16 protein-coding genes, 4 tRNA genes and 1 pseudogene are annotated in these 18,841 nt (G+C 39.1%); 15 read left to right on the top strand and 6 right to left on the bottom strand.

All coding sequences use genetic code 11. The features are described from left to right. Positions 1–24: 24 nt before the first annotated feature. From B9T20_RS03530 to B9T20_RS03515, 4 genes are all read right to left on the bottom strand, one after another. Positions 25–100: transfer RNA gene (locus B9T20_RS03530), tRNA-Thr, on the bottom strand. A gap of 11 nt (positions 101–111) precedes the next feature. Further along, positions 112–185, bottom strand: a tRNA-Gly gene (locus B9T20_RS03525). Between the two features lie 19 nt (positions 186–204). Further along, a tRNA-Tyr gene (locus B9T20_RS03520) sits at positions 205–289 on the bottom strand. Positions 290–337: 48 nt separating this feature from the next. Further along, complete coding sequence (locus tag B9T20_RS03515) at positions 338–1,972, bottom strand: murein L,D-transpeptidase (protein ID WP_094489852.1); 1,635 nt, start codon at positions 1,970–1,972, stop codon at positions 338–340. An 87-nt stretch (positions 1,973–2,059) separates the two neighbouring features. On the opposite strand from B9T20_RS03515, the gene B9T20_RS03510 reads away from it, so the two are divergent. The 3 genes from B9T20_RS03510 (at position 2,060) to B9T20_RS03500 (ending at position 3,729) form a co-directional block, all read left to right on the top strand. Then, positions 2,060–2,581 (top strand): RDD family protein, encoded by a 522-nt coding sequence (locus B9T20_RS03510; RefSeq protein WP_094489851.1) that lies wholly within the window; start codon positions 2,060–2,062, stop codon positions 2,579–2,581. Positions 2,582–2,682: 101 nt separating this feature from the next. Further along, positions 2,683–3,297 carry a superoxide dismutase gene (locus B9T20_RS03505; protein ID WP_094489850.1) on the top strand — a complete coding sequence of 205 codons (615 nt, stop codon included), beginning with the start codon at positions 2,683–2,685 and terminating at the stop codon, positions 3,295–3,297. Positions 3,298–3,420: 123 nt separating this feature from the next. After that, the gene (locus B9T20_RS03500) at positions 3,421–3,729 is read left to right on the top strand and encodes a hypothetical protein (RefSeq protein ID WP_094489849.1); all 309 of its coding nucleotides are present in this window, start codon (positions 3,421–3,423) and stop codon (positions 3,727–3,729) included. On the opposite strand, the gene pdxY is transcribed toward B9T20_RS03500, so the two are convergent. Beyond that, entirely contained in the window at positions 3,703–4,581 is an 879-nt protein-coding gene (pdxY, locus tag B9T20_RS03495; protein WP_094489848.1) for a pyridoxal kinase PdxY, read from the bottom strand. The two genes, B9T20_RS03500 and pdxY, sit on opposite strands and share 27 nt — an antisense overlap. A 77-nt stretch (positions 4,582–4,658) precedes the next feature. On the opposite strand from pdxY, the gene B9T20_RS03490 reads away from it, so the two are divergent. The 8 genes and pseudogenes from B9T20_RS03490 to B9T20_RS10320 all read left to right on the top strand — a co-directional run bounded on the left by B9T20_RS03490 (position 4,659) and on the right by B9T20_RS10320 (position 13,306). Continuing rightward, entirely contained in the window at positions 4,659–6,290 is a 1,632-nt protein-coding gene (locus tag B9T20_RS03490) for an amidohydrolase (protein WP_094489847.1), read from the top strand. Positions 6,291–6,340: 50 nt separating this feature from the next. Then, positions 6,341–6,426, top strand: a tRNA-Leu gene (locus B9T20_RS03485). A gap of 495 nt (positions 6,427–6,921) precedes the next feature. Next, positions 6,922–7,927: pseudogene (locus tag B9T20_RS03480) on the top strand (IS3 family transposase). Between the two features lie 208 nt (positions 7,928–8,135). Then, positions 8,136–8,966 carry a GTPase gene (locus tag B9T20_RS03475; RefSeq protein ID WP_008316675.1) on the top strand — a complete coding sequence of 277 codons (831 nt, stop codon included), beginning with the start codon at positions 8,136–8,138 and terminating at the stop codon, positions 8,964–8,966. A 20-nt stretch (positions 8,967–8,986) separates the two neighbouring features. After that, entirely contained in the window at positions 8,987–9,511 is a 525-nt protein-coding gene (locus B9T20_RS03470) for a hypothetical protein (RefSeq protein ID WP_063503166.1), read from the top strand. A 31-nt stretch (positions 9,512–9,542) separates the two neighbouring features. Then, on the top strand, positions 9,543–11,378 hold the full coding sequence (locus B9T20_RS03465) for a dynamin family protein (protein WP_094489846.1): 1,836 nt from the start codon (positions 9,543–9,545) through the stop codon (positions 11,376–11,378). A 9-nt stretch (positions 11,379–11,387) separates the two neighbouring features. Beyond that, entirely contained in the window at positions 11,388–13,031 is a 1,644-nt protein-coding gene (locus B9T20_RS03460) for a GTPase (protein ID WP_094489845.1), read from the top strand. Next, on the top strand, positions 13,031–13,306 hold the full coding sequence (locus B9T20_RS10320) for a YkgJ family cysteine cluster protein (RefSeq protein WP_081600436.1): 276 nt from the start codon (positions 13,031–13,033) through the stop codon (positions 13,304–13,306). The genes B9T20_RS03460 and B9T20_RS10320 overlap by 1 nt, the downstream gene beginning before the upstream one ends. Before the next feature lie 787 nt (positions 13,307–14,093). On the opposite strand, the gene B9T20_RS03450 is transcribed toward B9T20_RS10320, so the two are convergent. Next, positions 14,094–15,149: an HNH endonuclease gene (locus B9T20_RS03450; RefSeq protein ID WP_094489844.1), complete on the bottom strand. Its 1,056-nt coding sequence runs from the start codon at positions 15,147–15,149 to the stop codon at positions 14,094–14,096. A gap of 86 nt (positions 15,150–15,235) precedes the next feature. Here B9T20_RS03450 and B9T20_RS03445 point away from each other — a divergent pair, with 86 nt between their 5' ends. The 4 genes from B9T20_RS03445 (at position 15,236) to B9T20_RS03430 (ending at position 18,821) form a co-directional block, all read left to right on the top strand. Next, positions 15,236–15,817: a bifunctional 2-polyprenyl-6-hydroxyphenol methylase/3-demethylubiquinol 3-O-methyltransferase UbiG gene (locus B9T20_RS03445; RefSeq protein WP_094489843.1), complete on the top strand. Its 582-nt coding sequence runs from the start codon at positions 15,236–15,238 to the stop codon at positions 15,815–15,817. A 218-nt stretch (positions 15,818–16,035) separates the two neighbouring features. After that, positions 16,036–16,890 carry a hypothetical protein gene (locus B9T20_RS03440; RefSeq protein ID WP_094489842.1) on the top strand — a complete coding sequence of 285 codons (855 nt, stop codon included), beginning with the start codon at positions 16,036–16,038 and terminating at the stop codon, positions 16,888–16,890. Positions 16,891–16,918: 28 nt separating this feature from the next. Continuing rightward, positions 16,919–18,343 carry a hypothetical protein gene (locus tag B9T20_RS03435; RefSeq protein ID WP_094489841.1) on the top strand — a complete coding sequence of 475 codons (1,425 nt, stop codon included), beginning with the start codon at positions 16,919–16,921 and terminating at the stop codon, positions 18,341–18,343. A gap of 166 nt (positions 18,344–18,509) precedes the next feature. Further along, positions 18,510–18,821 (top strand): hypothetical protein, encoded by a 312-nt coding sequence (locus B9T20_RS03430; RefSeq protein ID WP_008316645.1) that lies wholly within the window; start codon positions 18,510–18,512, stop codon positions 18,819–18,821. Positions 18,822–18,841: the final 20 nt, after the last annotated feature.

The following is an 18,841-nucleotide window of genomic DNA, read 5'->3' as shown; positions in this document are numbered from 1 at the left end:
ACTCTATGTTAAAAAGGGAAGTAATGGTGCTCATAGCCGGAATCGAACTGGCGACCTCACCCTTACCAAGGGTGTGCTCTACCAACTGAGCTATATGAGCGCTTAAACGAATGGAGCGGGTGAAGGGAATCGAACCCTCACAATCAGCTTGGAAGGCTGAGGTTCTACCATTGAACTACACCCGCTTTTTTCAATCTTATAATTTGGTGGTGGGAGAAGGATTCGAACCTTCGAAGGCTTAGCCAGCAGATTTACAGTCTGCCCTCGTTGACCGCTTGAGTATCCCACCCGAGAGAGTTGCCATTATAGGCAACATTTCTTTTATGTCAATTTTTTTTTAGAGATTGCCTATTAATTTATCAATCGCCTTTTGCATTGCCGGGTCACGATCATAAATGTCTGAGCGGTAAACCGTCTGTCCATCGGGATTAACCGCAGCTGTCATATAAATCGTATAGACCGGAAAACGCATGTCTTCTTTTAAACGCACCGTGCGCTCTTTATCGCCATCGTACGCTTTTTTCACCTGATCAATTTTCCAATCTTGATCTTTTAAGAAGTATTCTGCAAGCTCCACCGGATTTTCAATGCGGATACACCCTGAACTAAAGGTGCGCTCTGTTTTGCCAAAGAGGCTTTTTTGTGGCGTATCGTGCAAATAAATGGCGTGCTTATTCGGGAACATAAACTTCACTTTGCCCAATGCATTGTAATTGCCTGGATCTTGGCGCAATTGATAGGGGAAGTTGCTGGTATTGTATTGTGACCAATCCACCATGGTTGGATCAATCTCATTACCGGCTTTGTCATAAATGCGGATTTTAGAGCGCGCTAAACGCTCAGGATCTTGCTTTAACTTCGGCAATTGATCTTTCACTGCCATTGAACGTGGCACGTGCCAATAAGGGGCAAAAACAATGTGATTCATCGGCGCCATAAAGACTGGCGTTGAGCGCTGCGCTTTACCCACGATGGTTTTCGCACGCACAGTCTCTTGACCATCTTTGACCACATAATATTCAAAGCTTGGAATGTCCACCACCAAATAGTGCTGCCCCAAATCTTTTGGCATCCAGCGCCATCTTTCAATGTTTGCCATCAATTGTGTGACGCGATCACGATTCGTTTTATTGAGTTCAAGCTGCGTTCTGCGGCCAACCACGCCATCGGGCTCTAATAAATGGGCACGCTGAAAGGCTTGCACTGCCGATTTTGTTGCGGCATCAAATGTTTTTTGATCGTGATGTTTTGCTTCTAAAAAGCCAAGCTCAATCAAACGATTATTGAGCGCCACAACATTTGCGCCGCTGTCATTTAAAGAGAGCTTACCGCCCACTTTAACTTGTGTTTCTGGCGCAGAAAAATCAGTATTGTCGAGCAATTGCCCTAAACTTTTCACCAATTGCTGATATTGTGCGTGGCTTGGCTCAAAGAGCGCCACTTCTGATGCCATATCATCGGATGCCAACACCAATTTTAATGCCGCAACCGCATCAAATGGATCGCGGGGCAATAACCAATTTTTGGTTTCAATGGCGATGAGCTCAGGTTGCCCCACAGAGATGTCACGCAAATAACTGAGCATGGCATCTGTCATGAGTAAATCTAAAGTTTGTTGATTGTTTGCATCCGTTAAATCCGCATTGCGAAGCGCATCAATCGCCGCGACATGATAACGGGCCGGAAATAGGCCTTTATGGTTGCTTGCACGGAGCATCTCTAACGCTTTCTCAGCGCGCGGCGTCATTTTACCTTGATCTAACCAGACAAATGCAACATCAGGATTGGCCGCGTAAAAGTCTTTATAAAACGTCTCCACAGCGCCTTTACTTGCGCGCAATTGCGCCTTATTTTGTTGTGTTAAACTTTTGACCACAGATTGTGACAACACAGGCTCTTGCCCAAGGTTTGAGTTGGCAAGCACAATGGGTGATGTTAAAGCTAATACACAGAATAATATTGTTTTTTTCATAACTGTCCACAATCTAAAAAGTTAGCCCCACAAAGAAGCATGTTATTATACGATCCATTTTATTTTATAGTATAGCGGTTATTTACAATGTCACCACAATCGATACCAAAAGCAACTGCGCTCAAAAGAATGTTGGCCTTTGTCTACGATCTGTTTTTGATCATTCCATTAATGATGCTGATGACCTTAATTTGGCTGCCATTGAATCAAGGTGTGGCCATTGAACCGGGTCATCCATTGTATCCATTGATGATCACAACGTGCACCATTTTTACACCGATTGTTTTCTATACTTATTTTTGGCACAAAGGTGGACAAACCCTAGGCATGCGCAGCTGGCGTTTACGCGTGGTGACCACAAACGGTGAAGCACTCTCCCCAAAAACCAGTGCAACGCGCGCTGTTTTATTTGTGCTTGCCATTGCCATTGCCTTTTTTGGCATCAATTATGCCATCGGCGTACAATGGACAACGGCAGCCATGATTCCTATGGCCTCTGCCCTATTGGCCCTTTATGGCTTAGGTATGGCATTTTTTAAAAATCGCACCACGTTCTATGATCTATGGACACAAACACGTGTGGTGCAGTTGCCAAAAACCAAAAAATAATCACGGATGCACGCCATGCGTGATTTTGTATCTGCTCTAGAAACTGATACACTAGAGCGGTTGAAATGACCATCAATTCATTCATTAAACGGAGATTAATTATGGCTTATACATTACCTGATTTACCTTATGCACACGATGCTTTAGAACCACACATCGATACAGAAACCATGCATTTGCATCACGATAAGCATCACAATACTTACGTGAACAACTTAAACAATGCCATTGCAAACCATCCTGAATTGGCAAAATTACCCATCGATGAATTAATCGCAAAATTAAACGATGTTGTGCCTGAAGAGATCCGTAATGCTGTGCGTAACAACGGTGGCGGTCACGCAAACCACACATTGTTCTGGGAAATCATGGGCCCTAACGCAGGTGGCGAACCCACAGGCGAAATCAAAGCAGCGATCGAAAAAGCATTCGGCAGCTTTGATGCATTCAAAGAAAAATTTGCAGCCGCTGCCACTGGCCAATTCGGTTCAGGTTGGGCTTGGTTGGTTGTGAACCAAGATGGCGAATTAGAAGTGATGGCAACATCTAACCAAGATTCTCCATTAACAATTGGTAAAACACCTGTATTGACGATCGACGTTTGGGAACACGCTTACTATAAAAAATTCAGCAACGTGCGCCCTGACTACATCAAAGCATTCTGGAACGTTGTCAACTGGGACGAAGTGAACCGTCGTTTCTTAGCTGCTAAATAATTCAGCTTACGTTCTATGATCAATAAAGCCCTCTTCGAGGGCTTTTTTAATGTGCGCTTTCATATCGTTGTCACATTCCTTTTTTATAGTGTTTCACAATGATGACAATACCAAAGGATTATTATGGAACGCTCAACCCACATCACCACACAATTGACCCATTGGAATGATGCCATGCGCCATCACAACTTTTGCCAGGTGACCAATGCTGTGATGAAAACCTTCATCACCTTTAATCTGCCTTTAAACTTATCCACATTGTATGACACTGCCCTGCCCTTAGGCTCACGTGCACACATCGAGGCATTGCTATTCTCACCGATGATCAAACAAGCATGGCAGGCAGAATATGGCTTTGTGCCCACCCATGATGATGTCACAACATTGCACGACTTGATTCACTGTTTATACAATGGGGCAAGCCTCAAATAACAATAACGGCTCTATCATTTGTGCTTGCTCACGAATAATCGAGAGATCACGCGCGCCATTGTCCGTATCCATCACAAAAGCATACAAGGCTGAAGTCGTATAACGAATGGCATGTTCGATCGAGCGCCCATTTAAAATGTGCCCTAAATACAATGCAGAAAAAGTATCGCCCATGCCGCTTGGCATCGGTAGATAATCACAGCGCGGCGTTGTGACGCACCAAGCTTCTGATGGCGTGATGGCCAAGGTCATCAACTCATCGGCCGCTTCATCCTCCCGAAAGCTTGTGATGAGCACAGTGCGCAATGCTTCGCTTGTGGCCATCAAAGCGCGGGCCGCGCTCACCGCTTCTGATAATGAATGGATTAAGCGGCCACACAACACTTCAAATTCAAAATGATTCGGCGTGATGATCGATGCTTTGGCCAATGTTTTTTGCATAAATGGCGGAATGCTCTCATCCACAAAAAAGCCGCCCACATCATCTTTATCCCCCATCACAGGATCACACACATAAATGGCATGCGGATTGTGGCTGCGCACAATGTCAAGCGCCCGATGGATCACTTGCCCGATGGCAACGCTGCCTAAATAGCCGGACAATACAGCATCGACATGGCGCAATAAATCATTTTTCACCAAGCCATCAATCACTGACTCGATGTGATCGGCACCAAACACTTCACCGGTAAAAATCTCATAACCTGTATGGTTGGAAAACTGCACCGTATGAATGGGCATCGCTTCAATGCCAAGACGCTGCAAAGTAAAGACGGCGGCATCATTGCCCACATGCCCAAACGTGACATGCGATTGAATGGTTAATACCCGTTGAGGAGCTGATCTGGCCATGGTTGAATTCCGTTATTGTCATCATCGCTATATACTAACCAAATTTAGCCCATTATTAAAACCAAGAGGAGCCTTCTATGATTGCAGACTTGATTGTCCACAACGGCACCATTTTCAGCGCTGATGCTGACAATGCCATCCATAGCGCGATGGCCATCCGCGAAGGCTGCATTGTCGCTTTAGGTGATGATGCCTCAATCCTTGCCTTAGCCGGCCAAGAAACAGACATCATCAATCTACATGGGCAATTTGTGATGCCGGGGCTCATTGATGCGCATCTGCATCCTTTTTGGGGCGCGTCGCAATCTTTGAGCTGCGACTTAAAACATCTGATTTTAACGAAAGATGACGTCCTCACACGCATCAAAACATATGCGCAAGATTATCTTGCTGAACATGGCCACGGTTGGATCATCGTGCGCGGTTGGATGCAGCCAGATATGCTGCCCATTGGCAGTGAGCTGACGCGGGCGGATTTAGATGCCATTGCCAGCGATGTTCCCATCATCGTCTTTTCCAATGATTGCCACATTTTAGTGTGCAATGGCTGCGCGCTCAATGCCTTTCAAACCGTCACATTGCCAGAAAATGCCTATGATCAAGGCATTTTAGAAGATGGCCCTGCCATGCAGGCATTTGATGAAGTGACGCGCTATTCTGAAGATTACGCCATCACGGTGGCAAGGCGCGCCCAAAAATTATTAAATGCGCAAGGCGTCACCACGGTGATGGATGCACGCGTCGATGAAGTTTCTCTCAAAGCTTTTAAGGCATTGATGCACGCCCATGAATTGACGCTACGAGTTTTTGGCGCCCGCGAAATCCCGGCCAAAGAGTTTCCAACAGTGGATGACATCCCAAAGGCCATTTCCGAAGTGGCTGACTTTATGGCCACCTTTTCTCTCCCACAAACGCCAACGGCGCCCACCACAACGGTTCAACACATTAAGTTTTTCATCGATGGCGTGATGCAAGCGCCACTGCACACAGCGTTATTGCGTGCGCCTTATCACATTGATGCCAATGATCATCATGGCGATTGTTATTATGACAAAACACTGCTCAGCGCATTATTAACGGCCACTTATCCGCTCGGTTGGCATCCGCACATGCATACAGTGGGCGATGCAGGGATTGATTTTGCTTTAGATGCCATCGAAAGCGCGCACACCAAAGCACCAAATCCTACTGTGCGCCCTGCCTTTGCACACAATGAATTAACTGCACCCGATCAATATGCGCGCTACCGTGACTTAAATGTCATCGCGGCGCAATCGCTACAATGGGCGGGTATGGATCAAGCAACGCATGAGAGCTTTACTGAGCTCCTTGGCGCTACGCGCATGCAAGGCTTTGAATGCGCCGGTCAATTGTATGATCATGGCATTCGGGTGGCATATGGCAGCGATTGGCCGATTGATCCACTCGATTTATGGGGACATTTTCAAGTGGGGATGACACGCACTTTATTAGACGATGACTTTAAACATGACAATGATCGTGATCTCTCCATTCTTGAGGTTTTGCGCTCTGTCACGATCGATGCGGCATACATGCTCGGTAGTGAGTCCATGATTGGTTCATTAGAGGTGGATAAATTTGCTGATTTTGTCATCCTGAATCAAAATCCATTGACCCTAGAACCTAAAGAAATTCATACAATTAAGCCCATAGCCGTGTACATTGGTGGAAAAAATATCGCAATTTGATAAAAAATCATTGACAATCTCTGAGAAGATCTTAAAATAGCTTCTCACTTGCCGGAGTGGTGGAATGGTAGACACGGAGGATTCAAAATCCTCTGCCTTTAAAAGCGTGAGAGTTCGAGTCTCTCCTTCGGTACCAAATAAAAGCTCTAGAGCCCGCTAAACAGCGGGCTTTTTTGCATCTGGAAGTTCAGTTGTTCAATAAACTGTTCAATAAAATGACTACTTTTTGATCATTCTCTGATTTTGATGGTTTGTTTCTGATTTAAAACCGTTTTTAAACCAAAGAAATCAATTGAAAAATATCTAATATGCTTCGGAAAGTCATTACATCGTTACAAAGATGGTTTTTACTATATAACCTATTAATTATTATAATTTTTTTCTGTTATAAAATTTTGTTACAACTCGTTACATTGTAATGAAATTGAGATAACACAAAACTGATTATTTTTGATTTAAAATCAATGATGTAATAAAATATGTAATATTTGTAACGCCATATAATAGATTTTTATAACAAGATATATTTATAAATTACAATTAGTTATATAGGTAATCCCCCCTAAAAATAACCTAATTCAAAAGTAGAATTTTCGCTTAATATTAATTTAAATAAGTTAGGAGATTCTCAATGAAAACATCTAAATTTACTGATAGCCAAATTATGGCAATTTTAAAACAAGCTGAAGCTGGCATACCTGTGACAGCTCTTTGTCGTGAGCATAGCATGAGTAACGCGACATTTTATAAATGGCGTGCAAAATATGGCGGTATGGATACAGCATTAATGGCAAGATTAAAAGCTGAAATTATCCAAGAAGCCATGGCAAAAAAGTGGTAAAGCCATCTTGTCGTCGAAAGATGGCTCAGGATGTTGTATCACAAAGCTCAGCGAGCATTCGCCTAACTTGTATCGCATTTAATATCAGTGAAAAATGTTATCGATATCAATCGAAGCTTAAAGATGAGAATGCTCTAATTGCTGCAAAACTAGTTGAATTAACTGATGAAAATAGAGATTGGGGATTTGGAATATGTTTTGCTTATCTACGCCATGTTGCTCAATATCGTTGGAATCATAAACGTGTTTATAGAATTTATTGTGAGCTTGCTTTGAATCTACGAATTAAACCTAAAAGGAGATTAAAAAGAAATAAACCTGAGCCCTTGAAAGAGCCCATTAAAGCCAATCAAGTTTGGTCTTTAGATTTTATGCATGATCAATTATCTGATGGTCGAAAAATCAGATTGTTGAACATCATTGATGATTATCGTCGTGAAGGCTTAGCGATTGAAGCTGATTTTTCACTGCCAACACCGAGCATTGGATCAACTACTAGAATGGAGAGAAAAGCTTTCTGTGATTCGATGTGATAATGGCCCTGAGTTTATTCGCCATCAAATGACAGATTGGGCTAAAGACAAAGGAATACGCATTGAATATATTCAGAGGTAATCCTCAGCAAAATGCTTATATCGAGCGTTACAATAGAACTGTACGTTATAGTTGGTTGAGCCAAAATCTGTTTGATACGCTTGAAGAAGTACAAAATTATGCCACCAAGTGGCTTTGGCATTATAATCATGAAAGACCACATCAAGCTAACCAAGGAAAGCCACCTTTAATGGTTGCTTAACCTCTACTTTTAACTTCGGTTATTAATGGGAGGATTACCTTAATATTGCCAATGATTAAGAATCATCAAACGATAATTTGGAAAACTTCCTTTATACTAAATATGTTTCAATAAATATTATATTGTTTCGTTGTATGACACAACCTGTCAAAAAGATATGATAGTATACTAATCAATGATAACAAGTTATAAGTGAAAGAATAAAATTATGAGCAAAAAACTTATGTTTGAAGATGTATGTGCACAAGCACAAAAAATTATTAAGGCTCCACAAACACAATCAGCAAAGCCTGTAGTGGCTGCTTGGGGATTAATGAACGTCGGTAAAAGTTATTTGTTAAATATGCTAACAAATCATATCGAAACAGAATGCTTTAAGACGAATGATGTCCGTGAAACAGCCGAGTTAAAACGTTTTGAAACAGATAAATTTTGTTTCCTTGATACTCCAGGATTAGACGCATCACAAGCAGATGATGTGATTGCGAATGCGGGTGCTGATCAAGCTGATATTATTTTATTCGTTCATCAACTACAAGGTGAACTTGAGCAAAAGGAAATCGAATTTTTAACAACAATTAAGAAATCTTTCGGTGAACATGCTGAAGAAAACATCATCATTGTTTTGAGTAAAATCGATAAAGATAATACAAAAAATATTGAAAGCATTCAGTCAAGCATTCAAGAACAATGCGAACACATCTTGGGTTTTCAACCTAAAATCTTCCAAGTCTCTGGTAAAAGATTTAAAGATGGCATCTTAAAAGACCAAGACCAAATGGTTGATTTAAGCCAAGTTAAACAATTGAGCAATCATTTAGAACAATTAGGTGTAGAAGTTTCGGAAATTCGTCGCGCGAGAGAAACTCAGAAAATCGAAGAAGTGACTGCAATGATCAATGCACTCGAAACAGAATTAACATGTGATATTAAAGATCTTAAGAATCAGCTAACCACAAGTTTGGCACCATTCAATTCTGAAATGGAAACCTTACATAACTGGTTAAATACTCGTGCTAATCAATATAGACAATTGTAATTAAAGATAAAGGTGAAATTATGGCTCTTCCGTGGCTAATTGGTGGTTTAATCGTTGGTGGCGCTGCATTGGCAGCTAAAGCATTCTCAAATGATGGTGATGATAATGATGGTGGTGACGATGATGATGAAGAACGCCGTCGCCGTCGTCGTCGCGCAGAAGAACAACGTCGTGCACAGGAGAAAGAGGAACAATTGTCTTCCATTCAATCTTCTGTGAAATCGCACGGTGAAATCTCAAGCCTCGCTCTCCAAGCGATGTTAATCGAAATGTTCCATGTGACTTACAACTCTGATCGTAAATTTCAGGCCATTTTAGAAGATGATGGAAACTTACGCATTAACACTGTTGCCCCATTGAAATTAGAAGGTTTAGATAGTTCAACATTGAAAAATCTACAGCGTTTCAAAATGTATTATAACGTCGATGTTGCGCCTTCTTCCCACTTGACCGATATACAAAAAGAGTTAGCGGATAAACAACAAAAACTGCAAGAACTGCAAGAATATCATAGTCAGTTAATGGATAAAGTGCTCAACGTTTAAGCATTGGCAACATCAAAAGATAGGAAATACCATGACACAAGAAATGACCCGCAATGAGTTTTTATCATCATTCCGCCAATTGCAGAATTCTTTTGAATCCTCGCTTCAAGAAGCTCAGCAGCTAGATAGCCAATTTGAAACGATTTATCGTAATTTCACAAAAGATGTTACGAGTCATATTCAAAATGCAGAGAAAAGTTTAGCAAAAACAGACGAGAATCCTTTGCGTCAGAAAGTACAAGCTTTTTTCCATGCTTTGCAAAACATTGACGAAGAATGGCGTACTAAATTGAATTCTAAAGAAAAAGGTATTCATTTTAGAAAAGACTTTGAAGACTCATTGTTGGTATTTGTATATGGTAAGGTCAAATCTGGTAAAAGCTCTTTGGGAAATTATATGGCCTGGGGACAATCAGATAATTCATCACAAATACAGCAACAAATCCCTAAAGCAGAACATCCTGAGTATTTTTCTCATGCAAGAACAGATGTGGCCAGTGGCGATGCTGAAAAAGAAGCTGAAAAAACTAAACAATTTAGAGTGGGTGCCATTGAGGCAACCAGCTCTATCCAAGGATTTAAATTACCTGGGTTAACCTGGGTTGATTCGCCTGGGCTACATTCATTTAATGGTGAAAATGGCGATCTTTCTAAAGACTATGTTCAACATGCGGACTTGATCGTTTACACCATGAAATCAGATGCGCCTGGTCGTGCGACGGATTTAGCAGAAATATGCGATCTCTGTAACCAGCAAAAGAAAGTAGTGTTATTGATCACTGGCAGTGATGATACTGAGGAAAACATTGTAGATGGTGAGATCGTGACGGAGATTGTCATGAAATCCCCAGAGCGACAAAAAGAACAGCAACAATTTGTTTTGAAGGAATTGGCTGAAATTGGCTTATCTTCTCAACACAATAATCTACAGATTTTGTCCGTTTCTACAAAGTATGCTGAGTTACATGCAGATAATGCCAGTAACTTAAAGAACAGTGGAATGTCAGATTTATTTGTTCGATTAAATCAGATCTCTCAAGAAGAGGGTGTGCAGTTAAAACGCCAAACGCCATTGAAAAACTTCAATTACTTTTTAAATAGTTGCTTGAAGGATTTATCACCTTATCAAGCATTGTTGTCTGAGTTCTCTCACACAATTCGAAGTTTATCATTGTCGCTTGATAGTCGCTCAGCGCAAGCCATTCAAAAAGCGCAGAATTCTATTAAGGCAACCATTGAACAAGATTTCTCTACTTTAGCCTCTTATAGAGATGATGTGGAACAAATGAATGCTGCATTAGCTACTAAAAAATTCGAGTGGAATAACCAACTCAATACGTTGCTGCAAGATGCCATTCATGAGGTTTTCTCAAGCATTACAGAAGAACTTGATGGTGCATTGGTGGCAACTGTACAAACATCATCCTTTGATATCCCTGAATTTAATTTAGAACAAGTTGAAGATAGCTATACCGTTATGCATAAGGGAAATCGCACAAAACGTGGTGGTTTAGGCGGCCTTATTGGTGGTGTTAGTGGCTTCTTAGTGGGTGGTTTTGCAGGTGCAGCCATTGGTGCAACCCTTGGTTCTGGTCTTGGAGGTGCTCTTGGATCAAGCAGCTCTATAGAAACAAAAACCATCACCTTGACTGTGGGCGATAATCTTCAGGATTTATGTAACAGCACCACTGCCCTATATGGCAATGAATTACAGAAAGTGCTCGATGAACAGGCCAAAGCGCTTAAAACTGGTGTGGTGGATAAAGCTCGAATCTTTATGTCAGCAATTGAAGCCAGCGTGAAAGATACCAATGCGAAATTAGAACAATTGCATATGAAATCTCAACATGCGCTTGAATTGAAATAGGTACTAGGCATGCTATCTACAAATAAATTATTTAATCTTTATACGGAAGTTAAAGATTGGCTTGAAGCAACTAATTATCCGAGTTTGCAAAAGAAGTTCGAACCAATTCAAAAGCAATTTGACGATAAAAAGAACAATCTAGACATTACTGTGATGATGTATGGCGTTTACAATGCAGGTAAAAGTACATTAATCAATGCGTTATTGGGCCAAGAAAAAGCCGAAATGAATGATGTGCCAACCACCAGCGTTATCCAGGAGTACAAGTGGAAAAACTTCATTATTTATGACACGCCCGGTATCGATGCGCCAAAGGATCATGAGGCAATCACAAAAGAACATTTATTATCTGTCGATGGCGTTGTCTTTGTTGTGAATCCATCAGGTGCCATCGAAGAGATGGATACATTAGTGAAATTAGTGGATTTATTAGCCGCTCATAAACGTGTATTTCTTGTGTTAAATGAAAAGCATGAACAATCAATAGAAAACTTTCTGTACCTTAAAAATAGTGTGCGTGAACGTATTCAGTCCATTGCCTCACAGCGTGGCTTACACGATATCTTAAAAGATATTCCTATTTTAAGAATCAATGCAAAACGTGCATTATCTGGCCACTTAAGACAAGAACCTGCCTTCTTAGCAGCCAGTGGTTATATCGAGTTTGAAGCAGAATTGAATAAATTTTTATTAAGCATATCGGATCAAGATGTGATCAAACGTTTATCCTCTGCATTACAACATTTTCTACTCGATTGCCAAATGGATATTCAGAGTGTGAATAATGATGAGCTGCTCACACACTATCAAAATCTAGTTCAAAAAATTGAAATTCAATATTTTGAATCTAAAAGACGTTTGATGAATAGCATCATTCAAAATCAACAGAATATTTATCAAAAAAGTAAAGCGGCAATGCTCAGAGATCCCAATCAATCTGAATCTGTCATTAACTCTGTGTATGAGCAATCTACACAACAAATGACTGAGATGATTGCTGAAGAAGCGAAGTACTTGTCATTGTGTTTCCAAAATGAAATTGCAGAAATAGAACATTTAGTTCTTCAATCACAAGTGCAACGCGCAGCTTTGAATCCCGTCATTGAGCTAGAGGATAACGCGACAGATAACCTTGAGGCTAGCGATAAAAGCCTTGATCTGGATGCTGTTACTTTGTCATATCAGTCTGCGGCAAAGATGATCAAACCTGATCATATTATCAAAGGGCTTCAGGTTGTTAAGGATTGGGTACCATCCCTGATGACCGGCATTGGTGCTAAAACGATGGAAAAATGGGCTCAGACGGTTGTAGGTAAATGGATTCCATATGTTGGCACAACGTTGACAGTTCTAACCTCTTTGCGTGACTTATTCTCTGATGATAAAGGCGATAAGCTCATGATGCAGCAAGCAGAACAGCAAAACCAAGCAAGAGAACGTTTTCATCAACAAGTTGAAGATAGTGCTCATGATTTTGCGGATCAATTTGCACAAAAGATAACTAGTTATATTCAAGAAAATTTTGACCCGTGGGTGAAGAATTTAACGGACAAAATTAAAGAGACAATCGTGTTAGAAGATAGTTGTAAAACTCTTCATCAGGAACAGCTATTCACATTAACTCATTTAATTACAAAAGTTGATGCTAAATAATGAGTCATCAGCCCCAATTAAACAAACCATTTCCTTGCACATCTTGCGGTAAATGTTGTCAGAGCATCAGAAATAGCTCTCAAACTATGTACTTAGATAGAGGAGATGGCACTTGCCATCATTTTGTGGATGAAACTCTATTGTGTTCTATTTATGAAAATCGTCCTTTAGAATGTCGAGTGGAAGAATATTACCAAAAACATTTGTCACAAACTATTTCTTGGGATGATTTTATTGAAGTTAATGTGAAAATTTGTCAGAAATTACAGTCGTAAGGAGTGTTTTATAGGTGAAAATAGTGATTCATCCCAAGCGTTAAGTTTCGTAATATCGGCAGTTATCCAGAAAAATCTACAAATAACCGAAATGCATTTATTTGCAACCCTAGCGATGCTCAACGCTTTGGATATCATGGAACAAAATTTATCGAATTTTTCAGAATGTTGTATAAAAGCACAAGATAGTTTAGATATCCTAAATAGTTAGCAAAATAATATATTGAGTTGTAAGGGCATCATCGAAGAAATATTAGATATTTCTTATATATTGAAGAAGTTAAAAATACGACAAGTTGAATTTAAGACAAAATCTAGTAGATATAGATAGTGACGATTATTGTTTAGGCTGATATGTTCAAAAATAGTACCAATTGATTCTTATTTGGCTATATTTTAAATTACTTTAAATATAGCCATATCAATGGATTTGATATTGTAGAGTTATCTGAAATACAGCCTATAAACTCTCCTTCGGTACCAAACAAAAACTTGAAAGCCTGCTAAACAGCAGGCTTTTTTGTGTCTGTAAGTTCAGTTGTTCAATAAACAGTACAGAAAATTGTCTAATTATTGATCACCCATATTTTTTTAATGGTTTATTTTTGCAAAATATAATTCTCATGTGGCTTTTTTAAATATTGCATGCCTTTTCCATTATATGTCATTAATTTAACAAAAAATTATTTATAAGCATTTGATTTTCAACAAAAACATTAAAATCAACATAATCCAACCATTCAAAAATACTAAAACATAATATTTTTATATAATCAATCATCGCGATTTATTTAAAATACTCCTGAAGCACATCTGCGCCATTATGATGATTTAATCGAACCAATTCTTTTGGTGGTGTCCAAACCAATGCTTCATTATGCAAAGCTCGCTGATAAGCCCATTGTGCAATATTTTTGGTCGATTCTAAATGACTTAAAATACCAATATTTTCGGAGGCTGCATGGATCTCATCACCATATTTTTTATTTCTGTCTAACCATCGGCCCAATAATTGCGGATCCGCTAAAAAATTACTTTTTGCACCATTACATTTTTTATCTGCGATCACAAAATTATGCAATGTGTCTTGTTGATAATATGACCACGGAATAAAATGATCCACTTCAGCGGTGCCATTAATTTTTTGTTGGCAATAAAAACAGCGATTATCTTGTAATTCCCGATAAATATCGGCAACTTTTTTCAAAGATGCGCGTTGCTCATCAAATAAAAATACTTGGATATCATGCTGATCTTTTAAAATCTCTTTATTTTTTGGTAACTTACGGACAAAATCCGCCCATTTTTTTTGAACCAATTGCCGAATAATATAATTAAATTGACGCAGACAATACATAACATTTTTATTTAACTGTAAATGTGTCCCCGCCGCTTGCCAAGTATATAAAAAATTAAAACTTTGCCCTTCTATATTTTGTAAAAACCGCGCCGGATAAGCTTTAATGGTTTTGGCTGCCTTTTGAATCAACGGATGCCACTCAATACTTTTCATCGCTTTTGATAATGTGGGATATCGATCCATTAATTTTTGAATATCCTGAATAATCACGATTTGTTCTCCAGTATTTTGCTGTAAAACAAAACCTTTTTTTTCAACGTATTCAAAAGGCAAACTTTGTTTCCAATATTGGATAATAAATTGCTCGGCAATGTCTTTATAACTCAATGTCAACGTTTGATTACTGTCCTCACCCTGCGTAATTGCAAGATTGGTGATGGCCAATAATAGTGCGAATTTATATGTCGACGTCGTATTGCCTGTTTCTAGAATCAAATGTATCTTTTGCAAAAAATCTAATTGTTCTTCTGCGCTTGGTAACATGTAATTATTATCCTATAATTTATTTTCATTCCGATAATACTTTAAATATTAAAAATATTTTTATCAATCTAATATTGGCGATTTCTATGAGCAAAACGCAAGATTTTTATGATCAAAATGCAAAGACATTCGCAGAAAATACCTTTCATATCGACATGCATAATCTGTATGAGCCTTTTTTAAAACTCATACCAAAACATGGAAAGATTTTAGATATTGGTTGCGGCTCAGGTCGCGATGCGTTGTATTTTAAAAATCTAGGCTTTAATGTTAATGCATTTGATTATTCTAAAAATCTCGTCACATTAGCCAAGCTCAAAACCGGGCTGAATATTCAACATCAAAGTTTTTATGATTTAAATGCCACAGATAAATATGATGGCATTTGGGCATGCGCTTCTTTACTACATTGTGAACGCAATCGTTTACCTGAAGTGATCGAGAAAATCATCAAAGCATTAAAAAATAATGGCGCTTGTTATCTGTCATTTAAATATGGGCATCAAGATCGCATTCAGGGGGAAAGATTATTTATTGATATGAATGAAACACAAATTTTGAAATTATTATCATATGAAAATATTGTATTACTCAATATGTGGATCACAAAAGATAATCGCCCAACAAGCCAAGAACAATGGATCAATATTTTATTTATTAAAAAATAGATAATCTAATGGTTAATCTCAAAAGCGCCGTGCGCATCTGTTTTGGGCGATTTAATACAAAAGAAAATGTTGATCAATTGATTAATCTGCTCATGCCAATTTTAACCTAAGCATTCATTGACTTCTGTTGTGGTAAAATAGGGATAAGCCTTGATACATCCTAAGAATAAAAGCTATACTTCGAAAAAATTTTAATAACGCATAATAAGGATGATTCTATGTTAAATGGCGATCTCAAAAAACAAGCAATTGCTAATTTTAAAAATGCAAAACAACAATATGAAAAGCTTGGGCAAGAGGTGCGTGATGCATCGACTGTTTTGATGGATCTACGTAAAGAAAAGGCCAATTCTATCATTAAACGCGCAGAAGGTTTGTTCAGTGCGATTGCCAATAAACCCAAAGAATTTGATAAAACCTTTTCAATCTATAAAACAGAATATAAAGTTTTCAACAATGTCTTGAATGAAATACAAGATAATGCTCGCAAAATAGATCTACAAGCAGGCGGCACAGCAGGCGCTGGCATCGCAGCGGGTGCGGGAATCGCTGCATTTGCACCCACAGCAGCAATGGCGATCGCCACAACCTTTGGGACAGCATCTACGGGCACAGCAATCTCAGCTTTGAGTGGTGCCGCTGCGACAAATGCAGCATTGGCTTGGCTAGGTGGCGGTGCTCTCGCAGCGGGTGGCAGCGGGATGGCTGGCGGCAGTGCATTATTAGCATTGTCAGGCCCAATTGGTTGGACGATTGGTGGTCTTGCATTAGTGGGCAGTGGATTATTTGCGCGTAGTAAAAATGCGAAAATTGCACGAGAAGCAGATGAAAAACGTCAAGAAATCGAAGTATTAAATAGACAATTTTCTGCTGCATTAAAAGAAATATCCCATTTGAGCGATGAAACTCAAGCGCATATTATTGGTATTAAAAATTTCATGGATGTTTTAGATACATCATTAAACACTTTAGATTATGAGCAATTTAATCATCAACAGAAAAACCTGATGATCGCAATTAAAAATCATGTTGAAAGCTTAGCCATGTTATTAAAAAAGAAAGTAGAACTATAGGTCAAAATGCGATGATTAAGGCTAAAGCATGAAAACAACATCCATCCAAGACCAAATCAGCAGTGCGATCGTTCATAATTTTAATGTGACACGGATACAAGATGAAATCTCTCAATTGAATCTGCAAGATACATCTTATATCAAGGCCATCAGTGAAGTTGATAAGGTTCGTGATTTTATTGGTGATCCATCAAAAATTCTAGGTAGTCCTGCAACAAAACATGGCGAAATCGCAGAACAAGTTGAAGTTGGCATTAGAAGGGCGCAAGATGCGCTTCACAATAGAGATTTTAGTGCAACTTTTGAGGGTGTTGGAAGAACGGCACCAGAAGATTATTTAATCAATGACATCGCTGTACAATCAAAATTTATTAATGGTTTAAACAATAACTTAAATCATGTGCTTGAGCATATGAATAAATATAGTCATTTTGGTCGAGATGGCAGTTTTTATCACATACCTAAAGACCATTTTGAAACCATTCTTAAAATTTATCACGGTGAAAATGTTGAGGGATTGAGCCAAAAAACAATCAACGCAATTCACCATAAAATTAGTGAAATCGAGACTCAAAGTGGGCGATCTTTTACTGATGTTGTGCAACCTGGCATTTCTAAATATGCTGAAGTTCAACAAGGCACTGTCACACAAACATTAGATCGACATGAGCAAGAACTTAAACAACAAAATGAAGAGCTCAAACAAAAGATACATGAGAACCATTCAGCGAGTTTAAGTGAAGGCTTAAAAGCAGCAGGTGTGGCCGCAGCTGTAGGAGGCGCACTCGCGCTAGGCACATCTTTATATCTCAAATATAAAGATGGAAAGAATATTTTTAAAGGTGAGTTATCCGCTGAAGATTGGCAAGAGATTGGCTTAAATACAGGACAAACAGCCATCGCCGCTGGGATTACTGGATCTGCTGTTTATGCTTTAACTAATTGTGTTGGTTTATCTGCGCCCATTGCAGGTGCTTTTGTTACAGCTGTGAAAGGTGTCAGTTCTTTAGTACAAGATTTACATCATGGTCATCTTACTTTTGCTGAGTTTCAGATGAATGCAATCTATTTATGTGCTGATAGTGCAGGTGTTGGACTCGCAGCATTAATGGGACAAACTTTCATACCTATCCCTGTTGTGGGTGCCGTGATTGGCTCTCTGGCAGGAAAATTGGTTTGTAACATCTTGTTAGGGGAAGATCCGAAATTAGCAAAACAGATGGAGGAATCAATGCAGGTGTTTCTGTCAGATATTGATCAAAAATATCATGCACTGGTTAGTAAGATAACAGCAGAGTTTGATCATATTAAAGATTTAAGAAAAATCGCATTTGATTTACGCAGTAATATCAATTTAGTGGAGAGCAGTATTAATCTTGCGAGAGCGCATGGCGTCAAAGAACACAAAATTTTAAAAAATGAAGAGGATTTAAAAGCTTTTATTTTTGATTAAAATTTTATTTATTAAGGGGATATGTATAACCAAGGATGAGTATGGAAAGTGATATGACAGAAGCTAAATAGATGGTTCGGCAAAACTTGTACTCATGCCCATCTTGGTTTACACCCAAAAATCATTTACATTAAAGATCCATTAGAAAATTTTAAGGAGGCATTGAATGAAAAAAACCATCCTATTGAGCTTAACCTTATTGATGGCATCTGCAATTGCGCACGCCCAATCTGTGGAAACCATTTTTACCGTCAAAGACACCAAAGACGGCACAGAAGTGATTGATGTACAGTACAGAACAGTGGAGCCAAATTTTCAAATCGACACTTTTGCTCAAGCAGATAAAAACGGCGATGGCTGTTTAGATCGTGCTGAGGCAAAAGACATGGGCATTTTAAACTTTGATCGTTTTGCCGTGACGAAAAAAGGCTGCCTCAATGAAGAAGAGTATCTACGCGCGATGCATTCGGCAGATTAATCTCACCCTCATCAAAAGAA

The organism is Wohlfahrtiimonas sp. G9077 (assembly GCF_002252155.1).
Lineage (GTDB): Bacteria > Pseudomonadota > Gammaproteobacteria > Cardiobacteriales > Wohlfahrtiimonadaceae > Wohlfahrtiimonas.
Note: the sequence above shows the minus strand (reverse complement) of the source record. Positions and strands in the feature narration are given on the sequence as shown.

Coding starts and splice junctions, on each gene's coding strand:
- B9T20_RS03460 (WP_094489845.1), top strand. CDS start 11,388: ATGCTATCTACAAATAAATTATTTAATCTTTATACGGAAGTTAAAGAT.
- B9T20_RS10320 (WP_081600436.1), top strand. CDS start 13,031: ATGAGTCATCAGCCCCAATTAAACAAACCATTTCCTTGCACATCTTGC.
- B9T20_RS03500 (WP_094489849.1), top strand. CDS start 3,421: ATGGAACGCTCAACCCACATCACCACACAATTGACCCATTGGAATGAT.
- B9T20_RS03475 (WP_008316675.1), top strand. CDS start 8,136: ATGAGCAAAAAACTTATGTTTGAAGATGTATGTGCACAAGCACAAAAA.
- B9T20_RS03445 (WP_094489843.1), top strand. CDS start 15,236: ATGAGCAAAACGCAAGATTTTTATGATCAAAATGCAAAGACATTCGCA.
- B9T20_RS03435 (WP_094489841.1), top strand. CDS start 16,919: ATGAAAACAACATCCATCCAAGACCAAATCAGCAGTGCGATCGTTCAT.
- B9T20_RS03510 (WP_094489851.1), top strand. CDS start 2,060: ATGTCACCACAATCGATACCAAAAGCAACTGCGCTCAAAAGAATGTTG.
- pdxY (WP_094489848.1), bottom strand. CDS start 4,581: ATGGCCAGATCAGCTCCTCAACGGGTATTAACCATTCAATCGCATGTC.
- B9T20_RS03490 (WP_094489847.1), top strand. CDS start 4,659: ATGATTGCAGACTTGATTGTCCACAACGGCACCATTTTCAGCGCTGAT.
- B9T20_RS03505 (WP_094489850.1), top strand. CDS start 2,683: ATGGCTTATACATTACCTGATTTACCTTATGCACACGATGCTTTAGAA.
- B9T20_RS03430 (WP_008316645.1), top strand. CDS start 18,510: ATGAAAAAAACCATCCTATTGAGCTTAACCTTATTGATGGCATCTGCA.
- B9T20_RS03450 (WP_094489844.1), bottom strand. CDS start 15,149: ATGTTACCAAGCGCAGAAGAACAATTAGATTTTTTGCAAAAGATACAT.
- B9T20_RS03440 (WP_094489842.1), top strand. CDS start 16,036: ATGTTAAATGGCGATCTCAAAAAACAAGCAATTGCTAATTTTAAAAAT.
- B9T20_RS03470 (WP_063503166.1), top strand. CDS start 8,987: ATGGCTCTTCCGTGGCTAATTGGTGGTTTAATCGTTGGTGGCGCTGCA.
- B9T20_RS03515 (WP_094489852.1), bottom strand. CDS start 1,972: ATGAAAAAAACAATATTATTCTGTGTATTAGCTTTAACATCACCCATT.
- B9T20_RS03465 (WP_094489846.1), top strand. CDS start 9,543: ATGACACAAGAAATGACCCGCAATGAGTTTTTATCATCATTCCGCCAA.